The 16,685-nt window shown below is 33.7% G+C and carries 14 protein-coding genes; 2 read left to right on the plus strand and 12 right to left on the minus strand.

The features are described from left to right. Positions 1 to 9 precede the first annotated feature (9 nt). The 5 genes from ACXGSQ_RS15180 to ACXGSQ_RS15200 form a co-directional block, all read right to left on the minus strand. Positions 10 to 315, minus strand: coding sequence for a hypothetical protein (locus ACXGSQ_RS15180; protein ID WP_458626997.1), 306 nt, complete (start codon positions 313 to 315; stop codon positions 10 to 12). Between the two features lie 218 nt (positions 316 to 533). After that, positions 534 to 3,728: an efflux RND transporter permease subunit gene (locus ACXGSQ_RS15185; RefSeq protein ID WP_458626998.1), complete on the minus strand. Its 3,195-nt coding sequence runs from the start codon at positions 3,726 to 3,728 to the stop codon at positions 534 to 536. A 240-nt stretch (positions 3,729 to 3,968) separates the two neighbouring features. After that, entirely contained in the window at positions 3,969 to 5,045 is a 1,077-nt protein-coding gene (locus ACXGSQ_RS15190; RefSeq protein WP_458626999.1) for an efflux RND transporter periplasmic adaptor subunit, read from the minus strand. Positions 5,046 to 5,123: 78 nt separating this feature from the next. Continuing rightward, positions 5,124 to 6,431, minus strand: coding sequence for a TolC family protein (locus tag ACXGSQ_RS15195; RefSeq protein WP_458627000.1), 1,308 nt, complete (start codon positions 6,429 to 6,431; stop codon positions 5,124 to 5,126). Positions 6,432 to 6,437: 6 nt separating this feature from the next. Next, positions 6,438 to 6,914: a DUF4405 domain-containing protein gene (locus tag ACXGSQ_RS15200; protein ID WP_458627001.1), complete on the minus strand. Its 477-nt coding sequence runs from the start codon at positions 6,912 to 6,914 to the stop codon at positions 6,438 to 6,440. 659 nt (positions 6,915 to 7,573) lie between these two features. Between ACXGSQ_RS15200 and ACXGSQ_RS15205 the strand changes: the two genes are divergently transcribed. Further along, positions 7,574 to 8,971: a nicotinate phosphoribosyltransferase gene (locus ACXGSQ_RS15205; RefSeq protein ID WP_458627002.1), complete on the plus strand. Its 1,398-nt coding sequence runs from the start codon at positions 7,574 to 7,576 to the stop codon at positions 8,969 to 8,971. Between the two features lie 43 nt (positions 8,972 to 9,014). Next, on the plus strand, positions 9,015 to 9,620 hold the full coding sequence (gene pncA, locus ACXGSQ_RS15210; protein WP_458627003.1) for a bifunctional nicotinamidase/pyrazinamidase: 606 nt from the start codon (positions 9,015 to 9,017) through the stop codon (positions 9,618 to 9,620). Positions 9,621 to 9,686: 66 nt separating this feature from the next. On the opposite strand, the gene ACXGSQ_RS15215 is transcribed toward pncA, so the two are convergent. The 7 genes from ACXGSQ_RS15215 to ACXGSQ_RS15245 all read right to left on the minus strand — a co-directional run bounded on the left by ACXGSQ_RS15215 (position 9,687) and on the right by ACXGSQ_RS15245 (position 16,682). Continuing rightward, a complete protein-coding gene (locus ACXGSQ_RS15215) occupies positions 9,687 to 9,824 on the minus strand; it encodes a hypothetical protein (RefSeq protein WP_344712708.1) in 138 nt (45 codons plus the stop codon). A gap of 145 nt (positions 9,825 to 9,969) precedes the next feature. After that, complete coding sequence (locus tag ACXGSQ_RS15220) at positions 9,970 to 11,427, minus strand: NAD(P)/FAD-dependent oxidoreductase (RefSeq protein WP_458627004.1); 1,458 nt, start codon at positions 11,425 to 11,427, stop codon at positions 9,970 to 9,972. A gap of 69 nt (positions 11,428 to 11,496) precedes the next feature. Further along, positions 11,497 to 12,618 (minus strand): ABC transporter permease, encoded by a 1,122-nt coding sequence (locus ACXGSQ_RS15225; protein ID WP_458627005.1) that lies wholly within the window; start codon positions 12,616 to 12,618, stop codon positions 11,497 to 11,499. A gap of 87 nt (positions 12,619 to 12,705) precedes the next feature. Beyond that, complete coding sequence (locus ACXGSQ_RS15230) at positions 12,706 to 13,812, minus strand: ABC transporter permease (protein WP_458627006.1); 1,107 nt, start codon at positions 13,810 to 13,812, stop codon at positions 12,706 to 12,708. Positions 13,813 to 14,415: 603 nt separating this feature from the next. After that, the gene (locus tag ACXGSQ_RS15235) at positions 14,416 to 14,802 is read right to left on the minus strand and encodes a GxxExxY protein (protein WP_458627007.1); all 387 of its coding nucleotides are present in this window, start codon (positions 14,800 to 14,802) and stop codon (positions 14,416 to 14,418) included. Between the two features lie 132 nt (positions 14,803 to 14,934). Continuing rightward, positions 14,935 to 15,663: an ABC transporter ATP-binding protein gene (locus ACXGSQ_RS15240; RefSeq protein ID WP_458627008.1), complete on the minus strand. Its 729-nt coding sequence runs from the start codon at positions 15,661 to 15,663 to the stop codon at positions 14,935 to 14,937. Positions 15,664 to 15,779: 116 nt separating this feature from the next. Continuing rightward, positions 15,780 to 16,682, minus strand: a complete 903-nt coding sequence (locus ACXGSQ_RS15245; RefSeq protein WP_458627009.1) for an ABC transporter ATP-binding protein — start codon at positions 16,680 to 16,682, stop codon at positions 15,780 to 15,782. Positions 16,683 to 16,685 lie beyond the last annotated feature (3 nt).

Consider the following 16,685-nt stretch of genomic DNA (forward strand, 5'->3'; position numbering starts at 1 on the left):
TTTTTAAGTTTATATAAATCTTTCAATAGGAACTACAATCGCTTTTATAGGATTATTAGTTTCTAAATTTTCATTGAATTCTTTTATGACTTCGAATAAAGCATCAATGTGTTCGTTATCTGTAAACGAAAAGAACATACTAGATTCGTTTCCTCCTTTTTCTGCAGGAAACCAATTAGAAGTCATTAATAATGATGATCCGTTCTTATGACCATCAATATCAGAACTACTAAAACTTTCAATATTTGCTTTTTTAAAAAGCTTCAATACTTCTTTTTGATACTGTTCTACGGCTGTAACTATAACTAATTTCATTTGTTTGTGTTTTAGTTTCCCCCTGATTACGCAGATAATCGCAAATTTTAATGGTGTTTTCCTGCAAAAATCTACGCTATTTTTGGGAAGATATTTTTATTATTTAAAATTTCGTCAGTTCCAGTGATTCCGAATACTTTCGGGATTGTATCGAGAACCATTAAAACTTCTCGATAAAATTTATTCATTCTTCAAAAACCACTCGAAGAGACGGAACATTATTTATAATTCTTCTTCTCTATCATATAATACACTAATGGTACCACCAACAATGTTAATACTGTTGACACAATGGTTCCTCCCATTAATGAGATTGCTAATCCTTGGAAAATTGGATCAAACAAAATCACGAAAGCTCCAATAACAACCGTTCCCGCAGTTAATAAAATTGGTGTGGTTCTCACAGCTCCTGCTTCGATTGCGGCTTGTTTTAACGGGATACCTTCTGCGGTTCTTAAGTTGATAAAGTCAATCAGTAATACTGAGTTTCTTACCATGATTCCGGCTAAAGCAATCATGCCTATAAAAGATGTTGCAGTAAAAAATGCTCCCATAATCCAATGCCCCAGAATAATCCCTATTAAAGACAACGGAATCGCAACCATCATGACGATTGGTGCTTTAAAGTTTTGAAACCATCCTACAATTAAGATATAGATTAAGATGATAGCTCCTAAAAAGGCAATACCTAAATCTCGAAACACTTCTAAAGTAATCTGCCATTCACCATCCCATTTTACAGTATAATCATCTTCAAATTCTGGTTGTCCTAAATACATTTCATTTATGGCATAACCTGGAGGTAATGGAATTTCTTTTAACTTTTCTTCCATTCCTAAAATGGCATACGCCGGACTCTCTAATTCGCCTGCCATATCTGCCATTACATAAACCACCCGTTTTTGGTTTTTACGTGAAATGCTTTTTGCTGCCATAGTTTTACTTATAGTAACTAAATCGGCAATTGGCACTAAATTACCTTGTTTCGATTTTACTTTTAATTGGGAAATATCGGTAATGGTCGATTTTTCTTTTTCATCTAAAGCTAATACCAATCCAATCTGGTTCACGGCATCTTCATCATATAAATTAGTAACTGCTCTATTAGACAATGCCATGTTCATGGTATACGCTATTTGCTGTGGTGCCACACCATATAACATCGCTTTTTCTTTATTAATCTCAAATTGATATTCGGTTTGGTCTGCTTCAACCATCCAATCTACATCCACAACATCATCCGTATTATTAAGGATGGTTTCTACATGTTTAGCGACTTTAATCTGCTCATCGTAATCAGGGCCATAAACCTCTGCAACAATGGTAGACATTACCGGTGGTCCTGGTGGTACTTCTACCAACTTCACATTGGCATTATACTTTGAAGCGATCTTCTGAATATCTGGTCGTAATAATTTAGCAATATCATGACTCTGTGCTGTACGCTCTTCTTTATCAATTAAATTCACCTGAATATCTGCCATATTAGATCCACCACGTAAATCGTAGTGACGTACCAAACCATTAAAGGTTATTGGTGCAGACGTTCCAATATAGTTTTGATAATTCACCACTTCTGGTCGTGTGGATAAGTATTGCGAAATTTCTTGAGCCACAACACCTGTACGTTCTAACGTAGTCCCTTCTGGCATATCAATCACGACTTGAAATTCATTTTTGTTATCAAAAGGCAACATTTTTACGGCTACCGAATTGGTAAAAAATAATACCATCGTTCCCATTAGTACAGCGAAGGTTCCTAATAAAAACAACCAACGTTTACCTTTACTTTCTAAAAGTGGTCTTTCAAACTTATTGTAAATTCTATAAATAAGCGTGTCTTCAACAGCTTTTTCAGGTTGCTCTTCTGCTCCTTTTTTATCTTTTTCTCTTAAGAAAATATACCCTAAATATGGTGTAATTGTTAAAGCTACAAATAGCGATAAAATCATAGCAATTGATGCTCCAATTGGCATTGGTGCCATATATGGCCCCATTAATCCTGAAACAAAAGCCATTGGTAAAACCGAAGCAATTACCGTAAATGTGGCTAATATGGTTGGATTACCTACTTCATTAATTGCATATAAAGCCGCTTGTTTAAATGGCAAGCGTTTCATTTTAAAATGCCTATGCATATTTTCGGCTATAATAATGGAGTCATCCACCACGATTCCGGTTACGAACACTAATGCAAAAAGCGTGATTCGGTTTAATGTGTAATCCATCATATAGTAACTCAACAAAGTTAACGCAAACGTAATTGGCACGGATAAAAACACGACTAATCCACCTCGCCAACCCATGGCTAGCATTACAACAATGGTTACTGCAAATATAGAACCTATAAGATGTAACAGTAATTCTGACACTTTATGAGACGCTGTTTCTCCATAGTTTCTTGTAATTTCAACATGCACATCATCAGGAATTAACGTACTACGTAAATGGTCTACCTTGTCTATAATCACTTCCGCAATTTTCATGGCATCTGCACCTTTTCTTTTAGCTACAGAAATAGTAACTGCAGGATATTCCGATTTATAATCTTCAGCTTTTACGCTTCCTTTACCGAAGCCTAAACTCACATAATTTTGGGGCACTTCTGGTCCATCAATAATTTTAGCGACTTGTTTTAAATAGATGGGTTGATTTTGCTGTACCCCAACTACTAAATTTTCAACATCGGTCACTGATTCTAAAAACTTCCCTGTGTTAATTAGAAACTCCGTATCATTTTTATCAAAACTCCCAGAACTCAATTGACTGTTATTCGCCTTAATCATTTCTGAAACCGATAAGAAATCTAAACCGCTTGAAGCCAATTTATCTTTATCTAAAACCACGCGTAATTGGCGGTTTCTTCCACCTATTTTATGGGTAATAGCAACGTCATTTACCTTTTTAATTTCGGCCTCTAGCTCTTGTGCCATTTGACCTAATTGGTAATCGTCGTAATTTTCACTCCACAAGGTTAATCCCAACATCGGCACATCGTCGATCGCACGTGTTTTTACCAACGGAAACGTTACACCTTGCGGCATTTGGTCCATATGTTTGTTGATTTCGTTGTATAATTTTACAAATGAACGTTCAATATCTTCGCCCACATAAAATTGTACGATGACCATACCTTGCTCTTTCATCGATGTCGAATACACATATTCTACACCTTTGATGTTAGATATTAATTGCTCTAATGGCTTAATCACTCGCGATTCTACTTCCGTTGGACTTGCGCCAGGATAACCAACAAAAATGTCTGCCATTGGCACATCTATTTGTGGTTCTTCCTCACGTGGTATTAAAAATGAACTATAGACACCAACCACCATAAATACAATCATTAAAAGCACTGTAAGCTTCGATTGCATAAAGACTTTGGCGATTTTACCTGCGATTCCTTCTTTCATGTTTTTTATTTATTTTGGGCGTTACTTTTTACTCATACCTGTCAGGTTTTAGAAACCTTACAGGATCGCAAAAAGTCAGGCTATGCATTACGATCTTTTTACTTGTTCTCGATACAAATTTGCTTAGGCAAATTCACTCGAACTGACGTAAAAAGGATTTTCATTACAAATGATTTTACATTCATGAGTTCATTAACTTGAAATAATAAACCACGAATAATCCTTAACGCAACCTATTAGTTATTGAATTGAAATTTTTGCTCCATTGTAAAGTTTTCCTTCTGCTGATACAATATAAGCTTCATCTGCATTTAAACCCGATAATACTTCTACTTGGTCTCCAAAGGTTCTTCCTAAACGTAACCATCTTAATAATGCTGTATTACTTTGACTTACGGTATACACACCAGATAATTGTCCGTTTGTTATAATAGCATCCGTTGGAATTAAAACCATTGCTGTTGCTGCTTTTCTTTCTACAGGAAATTGTACTGTTGTAAACATTCCTGATAAAATATTAGCTTCTGTTTTATCTAAATCTATTTTTACTAAATATTGTCCACCTGTGTTTTTGGCAGATGTACTTACTTCGGCTACTTTCCCTTTTAAGGTTTCATTAATTGATTTCACCAATACGTCAACAGTAGTTCCTTTTTTTATCGCAGAAATTTCAGATTCAGGTACCATAGCCATCACTTCAAAATGTCCTGGCGTTTCAATGCTTATTAATGGTGCTCCTGGATTTGCCATATCACCAGCTTCTACATTTTTACTTGTAATGGTTCCGTTAAAAGGCGCTGTAATATTACTATACGTAAATTGTGCATTAATTTCGTTTTTCATTTGATTAGCAGATTCTAAACGTGCTTTAGCCATTTCAAAATTGGCCGTCATATCATCCATCTCTTTTTGAGAAGCACTATTATCTGCGAACAAGTTTTTAAAACGATTATAATCTTTTTGTGCATTATTGAAGGCAGCTGTTGCTTCTGATATTCCTGCATTTACTTGTGCTCGTTTAGCTTGTAAATCGGCATTATTAATAGACACTAATAATTGTCCTTTTTTAACCTTATCGCCAACATTAACATGAACTTTATTAACGTAACCCATCATTCTAGTGCTCAAATCAGCACTATTAACTGCTTGAATTTTTCCACTGACCGCCAAAAATGGACTATTGGTATTAGCTTCTACCCGACTGGTTTTTACACTAATTGCAGGTGTATTATCCTCAATTGCTTTTTTGCCTTCGCTTCCGCAGCTAGCAAGTAACAAGGCCAATGATAAAGTTAGAATTGTATATGATTTTTTCATTTTATGATTTGTTTATTTGTTAGGTCTCTACTGCGCTCTACCAGACAAAAGTCTGTCAACTCGAGCGCAGTCGAGAGATTATTCTTTGGTTAAAAATTCTAAATAGGCTTGTGCGTAATTGTATTCGAAAATGGTTTGGTAATATTCTAATTGTTTTTGAGCAAATTGTGTATCTGCCATTAATAAATCAGACGTTTTTTCTAATCCTTCTTTAAATCTATTAGTTCTAATTCTTAAAGATTCTTTAGATTGTTCTAAAGCTAAAGCTGTTAATTTCAACTTGTTTTCTGCATCCAATAAGGCACGTTTTGCCTTGTTTAATTCCAAATTACTTTGAGACACATATTGCTTGTATTCTAGTTTTGATTTTTCGAATTCTGATTTACTTTTTTGTGCTTTCCCAAAACGTTTAGAGCCTTGAAAAATATCCCAGCTTAATTGTGCGCCAAATAAATAACCACTAGCGTCGGCTTGAAAAATTTGATCGTCATACAACTCGTAACTTCCAAATGCATTTAATCGTGGTAAAAATGCCATTTTATCAGCCTTATTCATAGCCTCATAAGCCTTTGAAGCCAATTCCATGGCTTTAATATCCGAACGATTTTCAGAAATAGATTTATCTTCCATTGCAATAGTTGAAACCGTTAACTCATCTGTCGGTGTGTAAATCACATACGTCTCATCATTCATTAAAAACGATAAGTAGTTAGAGGCATTTTGCACGTTACTTTTAGCTGATTGTAATTGATTTTGAACTTCAGTTACTCGTACTTCAACATTCAACACATCTGAGCGTTGTAAATAGCCTTGTTTAAAACTGTTGTCTGCTAATTTTTTATTGGCATTTGCAGCTTCTAATGCTTTTTCTAAAACATCAACCGCTTTATAAGCTAGTTGCAATTGCATGTATGCTTTCTCCACTTCAAAAGCCAAATACTCTTGTGTACGTTCTGTTTTTAAAGACATCGCTTCCATTTTAGATTTGGCCGCTTTGCGTTGGTACATGCCATCAAAATTGATTAATGGTTGTTGAATTTCGAATTTTGTAGCGTAGTTTTCAATCTGCGAAGGATCATTTAATAATGCAGGATTAAAATCGTTTTGCGTTAATATTTCTTGATTCAACTTAGAACCAAAAGCCATTAACGGATTCGTAGTTGCTATTGCGGTATGACTTGCTGTAATATTTGGCAAAAACACCGCATTGGTTTGTCTAAAATCGGCTTTCGCTTGTTTAAACTCTTCCTCAGAAATCTTAATACTTGTATTATTTTCTGAAACTCTACTTAGAACCTCTGTTTTTGTTATAGACACTGCATCTTGTGCCTTCACGGACATGGTAAACGCTAAAAGTAATAGTGGTATATAAATATGTTTTTTCATCAATTATTAATTTACAGAACAAAAGTAGTTTAATGTATTATTGAAGTCTGTAACCAATGTTACTTGACGTCCGTTTCCTTTTTCAATAGGTTCAAGTTTAGGCTTAATAAAAAATGGGATAAGAATTAGCAGAGCACATAGTATGGCGAAACTAAAAGCAACTATCCGCTTAGTGAATTGCACATTAATAATTTTTTGGTAAACCGCTGTGACGACTTTCCAATGCAGATAAACATGTATTATTAGCAAACCAATTAATACAAAGCTTAATATGAGATGAATAGTTCCCCATTGATGCCTATCCATATTGAGAAAATACAATTCTATGTTTCTCCCATAAACTTCGTTTCGATCTTGACCTGATAAAAGAGTATACTTCATTAGAAAACCAATCCCTATAATGGCAGACATACATAAGGTCATGCTTGCATTTAGTATAAAGTTCCAAGAAGATTTCCGCATGGCTTTGACAGACTTTTTCATTGTATTAATACTTTTTAAAAATTGTAATTAAAAGTATTAACTAGACAGAACTACCACAATGACATTTATCAGACTGAAGTATATAAACTGCAAATTTTCAATAAAATAACGGTAAACATTTACGATTTAACCACTGGTTTAGGCCTTAGCAGTCTATTCTAATAAAAAAGGCACTTATAAATCTTTATAAATGCCTTTTCACTAACCAACCAAAAAACTGATAACCACATCAGTTAACTTTTCTTGTGCTTCCATAACCTCCAGCTACAACTAACATTATTGTTATACTTACATCAATAAATTTGATAAACTGAACGATAGGATTCATCATTTTAAATCTTTGATATTTTGAAATTCTCTGTGTCATAACAACCTGATTGTTCTTAAAAACAAAGCTTATAATTCTATTAAAGCCAAACAAACCTATTTTATCCTACAAAAGTAAATGAACATTTAATACCACACCGTAACTAATGTTACTTAGTGAAACTGAATTACAATTAAATCTGCCTTTTTAATAAACAAATACAATCTTTCTTAGGTCTTCCCTTTCCGAGTGGTAAAATATCCTTAAATTTATTCCCTTTAATTTTTCAAAATTCTCAACAAGACATCTTTTCATTTTTGGATATCTTGTAAAGATATAATCCAAAATTCTCATGAATATTACTGCAGCATATACCGATCTCTATCAAATTACAATGGCTCAAGTTTATTTTGGCACTAAACCCAATGGACGCGCCGTCTTTGATTATTATTTTAGACACAATCCTTTTAATAGTGGCTATTCCATTTTTGCTGGACTAGAAGATGTCTTAGATATTCTTGAAACCCTCGAGTTCTCTTCATCAGATATTTCATACTTGAAACAAAAAGGGTTTGAAAGTGATTTTTTAGACTATTTAAAGCATTTCCGTTTTAAAGGAAACATTTATTCGAGTAAAGAAGGTGATGTTGTATTTCCTAATCGACCTATTTTACAAGTAGAAGCCAATATTATAGAAGCTCAGATTATTGAGACGCTTTTACTAAATATTCTTAATTTTCAAACCTTGATTGCTACAAAGGCTAGCCGAATAAAATTTAGTGCTAAAGATGGTATTCTCTTAGACATGGGCTTACGTCGTGCACATGCTACAGGTGGCTATTATGCCTCTAGAGCTGCAGCCATTGGTGGTTTTGACAGTACGAGTAATGTTAAAGCTGCCGAAGATTACGATATTCCTTCCACAGGTACTATGGCACATTCTTTTATTCAAAGTTATGATGAAGAACTGCAAGCTTTTAGAGATTTTGCTAAAATGCGACCAGAGAATTGCGTCTTCTTAATAGACACTTATAATACCCTGAAAAGTGGCCTACCCAATGCTATTACTGTAGCCAAAGAAATGGAAAAACGAGGCGACCGTCTGTTAGGTGTACGCTTAGACAGTGGTGATTTAGCCTATTTATCTAAAAAAACGCGCGCTATACTTGACGATGCGAATTTGAGTTATGTAAAAATTGTTGCGTCTAACCAATTGGATGAATATGTTATAAAAAGTTTGAAGGAACAAGGTGCGTCCATTGACATTTTTGGTGTTGGCACAAATCTAGTGACCGGAAAACCTGATGCTGCCATGGACGGTGTTTATAAATTAGCAGAATATAACGATACACCGCGAATCAAACTTTCTGAAAATATTATTAAAATATCGCTTCCGTTTAAAAAGCAAGTTTACCGAATGATAGACGTTAATGGTATGTTCTATGGTGCCGATGCCGTAACGCTTTCTTCTGAAGATAACGTTACATTAATGGAACATCCTTTTGATACGACAAAAAGTTTAGACCTCAATTCATTTAAGCATGAGCCTTTACTTGAACAGGTTATGAAAAATGGAAAAAGAGTACTTCCTTCTCGATCGGTTACTGAAATTTCGAAATATTCGCAATCACGTTTAAAACAACTTCCTAATGAATACAAACGTTTTCAGAATCCACATATCTATAAAATTGGATTAAGTTCAGCACTTAAGAAAGAGCGTGATACTTTAATTAATAAGCATAAATTTTAAACTAAGCTATTTTCATGAATAGATTCGAAATTAAATTCCACATATGAAAACGCTACTAATCATTGATGTGCAGAACGATTTCATACCAAACGGTTCGCTTCCTGTTCCCTACGGCGATCAAATTGTTCCAATAATTAATAAGATTCAAGATAAATTTGATTTAGTAATTGGCACACAAGATTGGCACCCTAAAGACCATATCAGTTTTGCTAGTAATCATGACGGAAAATCTGTCTTTGATGAGATTGAAATTCATGGGCAACCACAAACGTTATGGCCAAATCACTGTGTACAAGGTACTGCAGGTGCAGCATTTCATCCGGATTTAAATACTGACAAATTTGAAGCTATTTTTAGAAAAGGAACCCATAAAACTATTGATAGTTACAGCGCCTTTTATGACAATGACCATTTAAAATCAACCGGATTAGCAGGTTATTTAAAAGAAAAGGGAACCACACAGCTTTATCTATGTGGTTTAGCGGCTGATATTTGCGTTTATTTTTCAGCACGCGATGCTGTTAAAGAAGGTTTTGATTGCTTTTTTATTGAAGATGCTTCTAAAGCATTGGATAAGGACGTCTTTGAAAAACGAAAAAAGGAAATGATTGCTATGGGTATTCAGATGCTAACATCCACATCTATTTAATAGTTATTATACCATTAAATAGATGAGTTCTAAATATTAATCCCATACTAATTTCTAATCATTATTTTAGTTCACGTTTCTTGTACCACCATGGCCTCCTGCAACGACTATCATTATTTTAATACTTAAATAAATGAATTTGAAAAACTGAATGATAGGATTCATCATTTTAAATCTTTGATATTTTGAAATTCTTTGTGTCATGGTATTTTAATTTTCACGGTTATATTTCTGTGACTTGACAAATTTGATTACTCTATTAATAAAACACCCCTAAAGTCCCCTCAAGGGGACATTACTCTTATGTGTTTACTCAAAATTCATTAGCTCACACTAATTTAAAAAAAACCTATTCAGGAATCAACCACCAAAATGGTCGCATTTTAGCTTTGTAAATAAAAGCATAGTGTAAAGCTAATTTTAGCCAGTGACCAGCTAAACCAATTTCACCAAAAGTTTTACCGAGTTGACGTCCTTGTGTTTTAGGATATTTTTCATAATCTGGAACAATGGGATAGGTTGTAATACTAACTCCACTTCCTTTTGTTAAACCAAAACCTGCAGAAGCAATACATGCTGCGCCCATATTTCCCATAGACCCTTTGTGACTTAAGGACTCTTTTCCACTCTTTATAGAATCAATAATATTATCTGCTACTAACTTTGCCGTGATACCAGATGGCATTCCTGTTCTTGGTGGAGCTGGTGTAATATCTGTACCATTTTTACTTTTTCTTGGCTTAGATATTGAATGCGGAGGCGCAAACGCAATACCTGGTGCAAAAATGTTTTTATAATTGGGGTTTTGATACGTTTCTGGCCAATCCTTTACAGACCATTCTTCATAAGGTTTGGGAGTATAATCTGCATCCACTAGCATAAATCCTTTAAAGAGTTTTTCTGTAATATCGTTTTCGTTTTTATCATAAGCTTTAAAACCATGACCCGAAAATGATGGAATTAGCATTGCAAAATCATAGGATTCCGATTTGTGTTCTCCTTCTAAATTTTCGTAATGGGCAATTCCATCTTCAATTTTATTAACACCTGCACCAAGAATCCACTTGATATCGCGATCTTCAAAAATCATTTCAATCATTTCGTGAGACTTCATGGTCAAACTTCCGTAGCTTAATAGCATACCATCCATCCCAAAATCTCCTAATTGATATTCGTTTGAAATCCATGTCACTTCGGCCATATCACGTACATTATGCTTGCGTAATTCTTGTTCTACATTTAATATATATTCAAAAGCTGCACCTTGACATGTAGATTTTGCGTGTCCTGTTCCAATTAAAATTTTGGCTTTTTTACCAGTTTTCATTTGCTGAATTACCTCCTTTAGACCTTTCCAAGCATGATCTGCATGTGTATAGGTACAAACAGAATACGTTTTATTCTTACCTGGAATTAAACCTTCGGTGGCTTCAAAATTCAGTTTAGGCCCAGTGGCATTAATCAAATAATCGTAAGTGACTTTTTCTTGTTTCCCTTGGTTCTCACCTACTACATATTCGGATAAAACATAAGGTTTCTCTTCGGTTTTATCACCTTCAGGATGAAATGAAATTGCTTTAGCTTGTTTAAACTGAATCCCTTTCTTTTTATATAAAGGCGCTAATGGAAATAGGATTTTTTCAGATTTCATTCTACCAATTCCCACCCAAATATTCGATGGTATCCATTGGTAATTACTGTTAGGTGATACCACAACAACTTCGTGTTTTTTCGGTAGTTTTCTGCGTAAATGCGTTGCTGCAACGTGACCAGAAATTCCGGCTCCAAGAATGACAATTTTAGACATAATCATTAATTTTAATTAAAGGTAATATCAAATAAAATGACACACAGCAACTAATGTTACACAAGTCTTTTAATTCGTCTTCTTATAACTCCAAACGGCTAATCCATTCATTATAAAAGCGTAAAGTGCTGTTTTTAATAACTGTGGAAGAATATCGTTAAAACCAGAACCTTTAAGCATCACCATACGCATGACTTCTACAAAATATCTTATTGGGTTAAATTCAGTAAGCGTTTGTGCCCATTGAGGCATACTCTCTATTGGTGTAAATAAACCACTCATTAAAATAAAAATAACGGTAAAAAACCACGCAATAAACATGGCTTGTTGTTGCGTATCTGTAAAATTAGAAATGAATAAACCGATTCCTAAAATAACCAGAATATAAATTGAAGTGTATAAATACATAAGCGATAAACTCCCTAGCATTGGAACATTAAAGATAACTTTTGCTAAAATTAACCCAACCGTTAGTAAGCCCATTCCTATGACCCAAAACGGAAAAAGTTTCCCAATAATAAACTGGCTCTTTTTAATTGGTGTGACGTTGATTTGTTCTAGCGTACCAATTTCTTTTTCGCGGACAATATTCATTCCTGAAAGGAAGAGCGTAATCATGGTGACTAGTAAAACCAATATACCAGGAACCATAAAGGTTTTATAATTTAAAGTTTTATTATACCAAAATAATGGGATAGTCTCTATAGCAATTGGTTGTATTTGTTTGTCTGAAACTTGAAACAAATTTAATTTTATGTTTTGATTGAAACGTTGTACAATTTGTGTGACATATACATTTTCTACTCCTGCTGCTGCACCATCAATTGCGTTTATAGTTACGCCTAAGCTATTCTGTTTTTCTTTTTGTAAATCGCGTTCAAAATATTGTGGAATCTGTAAAAGCACATCTACCTCACCTTTCAACATGGAAGCACTTGCTAAAGCTTCCGAAGGAAAATCTGTTAACACATTAAAGTAAGTAGAGGCATTAAATTTTTCAACTAAGGCTCTAGACGTTGATGTGTGGTCGTTATCAATATAACCAAATTTGATATTCTTGACTTCAAATGTAGCTGCATTAGATAGTATAACGAGCTGTAATATTGGTAAAACAAAAATAATAGGAAGCATGCCTCTATTTCTAAAGATTTGCTTGAACTCCTTTTGTATGATGTATAAAATTGTTTTCATATCTCTTCCTGCGTAGGCAGGAATCTTTTTTAAATTTCATTTTTTAATAAACGTCTCGACTGCGCTCGATAAGACAACTTTACTCTTTTACTCTAATCGTATTTTATATTTCTTCACACTTAATCCAATAAAAAAGATGGTCATTCCAACTAAAATTAAGGTTTCTTTCCATAAATATTGTAACCCTACTCCTTTTAGCATGATCCCTTTTATGATGATGATAAACCATTTTGCAGGAATGATGTTACTAATCACTTGCAATGGCAAAGGCATGCTTGAGATTGGAAAAATAAAACCTGATAATAGAATTACTGGTAGCATTAACCCCATCAACGAAATCATCATTGCTGTTTGCTGTGTTGCAGAAATTGTTGAGATTAAAATCCCTAAAGCTAATGCTGTAATAATGAATAGAACACTTTCAAAACCTAATAAAAACAAGCTTCCTTGCACTGGCATTTTAAATATGAATATGCTTAAAACTACAATGACAATTGCGTTTATAATAGATAGAAAAATATACGGAAATACTTTACCAACAATAACCTGAATTGGTTTTATAGGTGACACTAAAAGGATTTCCATCGTGCCTAATTCCTTTTCTCTTGTGATAGAAATGGATGTCATCATTGCAGAAACTAGCATTAAAATAATAGTCATCACACCAGGAACAAACATGTAGACGCTTTTTAATTCTGGATTATATACCATTCTTGTTTGTGGTACAATTTGATAGGCAATTGTGATGTCTTTATTCAATTCTTTTTGATATTGCTGAAGAATGGCATTGACATAATTACTTATGGTATTTGCCGTATTTGGATCTGTAGCATCTGTAATAATTTGGATAGTTGCTATATGATCTTTAATTAAGCTTTTACTGAAACCTTCCTCGAAATTTAAAACTGCTTTTACTTTTCCTTTTTTGAAAATAGTTTCAATATCGGCTTCTCTATCAATAAATTGATTGATACTAAAGTATTTTGAAGCTGAAATTTTATTAATAATTTCTTTTGTTGTTGCGTCTTTAGAATGGTCTAAAATTGCAATATCTACATTATTTATTTCATTGGTAATCGCGAAACCAAATAGCATAATTTGTGCTATTGGCATTCCAAAGAGAATAAACAATGAGCGTCTATCTCTAAAAATGTGATAGAATTCTTTTTTTATGAAACCTATGAATCTTTTCATTATTTATTTCTTTTCTCCTGCAGATTTGCTTCGCCAGTTCACTGACGCTCGGGTCGCAGATTACCGCAGATTTTTTTTAAATGTTATCTTTTGATTTTACATTTATTTTTCTGCGTAAATCTGCATTATCTGCGGGACATTTTTTATAACTATCTATCTCCCGCTGATTACGCTGATTATCACTGATCTTTTTAAATTTTCCTTAGATTTGATATTTACTCTTTCTACTCTAACCCGTATTATCTCGGGTTAATTTTATATCTCTGTTTATCCCGCTGATTTCGCTGATTACCGCTGATCTTTTTTGTTTTTTTATTAATTTGATATTCACTCTTTCTACTCAAACCTGAATTATCTCAGGATAATTTTATATCTCTGTTTATCCCGCTGATTCCGTTGATTACCGCAGATCTTTTTTTAAATGTTATCTTTTGATTTTACATTTATTTTTCTGCGTAAATCTGCATTATCTGCGAGACATTTTTTATAACTATCTATCTCCCGCTGATTTCGCTGATTATCGCTGATCTTTTTTTATTAGTTTCGATAAATTTAGTATTATTTTTTTCCGCGAAAATCTGAGAAATCTGCGGGATTTTTTTTTTATAATCCATTTACTTTTCTAAAAATCCCTTTTGTTATATCATCCACATTGAAGTTCACTAAAATACCTAGTTTTAATTCTGAAATTTTTAAGTAAGTCAAAACTTGCTTGTGATGTACTTTGGATAAAGTTTCTACCGATTTTATTTCGATTATTACTTTATTATTAACTAATAAATCTAATCTAAAGCCAATTTCTAATTCTATACCATCATAAAATACTGGCAACGGAACTTGTTTTTTAACTGATAAACCTTGTTTCTCTAGTTCATACATCAACACAGCTTCGTATACAGACTCGAGTAAACCCGGACCTAATTCATTATAGACTTTAAAAATCGCTCCTCTGATTATATAGGATATTTCATTTTCTGTTTTTGGTTCCATAATTCTTTGTTTTATTTTTCCAAGTTTCTCCCGCAGATTTCGCAGATAAACGCAGATTTTTTAGTTACTCTTCTGCGCAAATACGTGAAATCTGCGGGAAACTATTTTTTTTCGACATCTGCGAGAAACAATTTATCCACGTGCCAATTTCAAAAACACATCATTCATATTATCTACGTTGAACTGCTCTTTCAATTTCTTTGGTGTATCTAGAGCTTCAATTTTTCCGTTAACCATTATGGAAACGCGATCGCAATATTCCGCTTCATCCATATAATGCGTGGTTACAAAAACGGTTGTGCCTTGATGGGCTGCTTTGTAAATCATTTCCCAAAACTGACGTCTCGTTATGGGATCTACTCCACCTGTTGGCTCATCTAAAAACACAATCTTAGGATCGTGAAGCAAAGACACCGAAAAGGATAGTTTTTGTTTCCAGCCTAATGGTAAGGATCCTACTAATTTACTTGCCACCTTTTCTAGCCCTAATTCTTCAATTAGTACAGTAGATTTCTCTTTGATACTTTTTCTTGACAAACCATAAATTCCTCCAAAGAACGTGATGTTTTCTTTAACCGTTAAATCGTCATACAAAGCAAATTTCTGACTCATATAACCAATGTTTTTCTTGATATCTTCTGCATTAGTAAATACATCAAATCCTGCGACTTTTGCAGCTCCAGAAGTTGGTTTAGAAATCCCAATCAGCATTTTCATAGCTGTTGTTTTTCCTGCTCCATTTGCTCCTAAAAATCCGAAAATTTCGCCTTTTTCAACATTAAAAGTTATAGCGTTTACAGCTATAAAATCTCCGAATATTTTGGTTAAACCTTCTACTTGTATGACGTTGTTATTTTTCATCTTTAGTTCCCACGAAAGTGGGAATCTTTCTCTTTTTTCTCCCGCGGATTTCGCAGATTATCGCAGATTTTTTATTCTCTTTTCTGTGTAAATCAGCGAAATCCGCGGGAAATTATTTATTTCGCTAATTCCATAAAGGTATCTTCAATGGTTGGTTCGGTTTTTCCGATTTCTATATGCGATAAATCTTTAGATTGTAAATAATCTAATAAATCTTCCGGATTAAAATCTTCTCTGCTATCTGTATAATGTACAAACTCTCCAAAAGGATAAACACTATGGTTGTATTCATAATCATTTAAAGCATTTATGAGTTGGTATGTATTGCTTGCCCTAACATTATAAATCCTTTTTGGATAATGTTTCACTATAGCTTGAGGTGTATCAATCTGCAAAATTTTACCATCTTGAATTAATGCAATTCTATCACACAAAGCTGCTTCATCCATATATGGTGTAGATACCAAAATGGTAATGCCTTTTTGCTGCAAACGTTTTAGCATGTCCCAAAATTCTTTTCTCGATACTGGATCAACACCTGTTGTTGGCTCATCTAAAAACAATACTTTTGGTTTGTGAATTAAAGCACAACATAAAGCCAGTTTTTGTTTCATTCCGCCAGATAGTTTACCTGCTCGACGGTCTTTAAAAGGTTCTATTTGAACATAAATATCTTTTATTAAATCGTAGTTTTCTTCTATGGTTGTTCCGAAAATAGTTGCGAAGAAGTTTAAATTTTCTTCAATCGTTAAATCTTGATAGAGTGAAAATTTCCCTGGCATATAGCCCACATTATTCCGAATCATTTTATAGTCTGTAACCACATCAAAATCAGCAACCGTTGCCGAACCTTCATTAGCAATTAACAGCGTAGTTAAAATTCTAAACAACGTTGTTTTACCAGCTCCATCCGGACCAATAAGTCCAAAGAGCTCCCCTTCTTTTACTTGAAAAGAAATATCTTCTAAGGCCTTTACGTTTTTATAAGACTTACTAATATGGTTGACCGTTATACTCACTAA

Source organism: Winogradskyella sp. PC D3.3 (genome assembly GCF_054366245.1).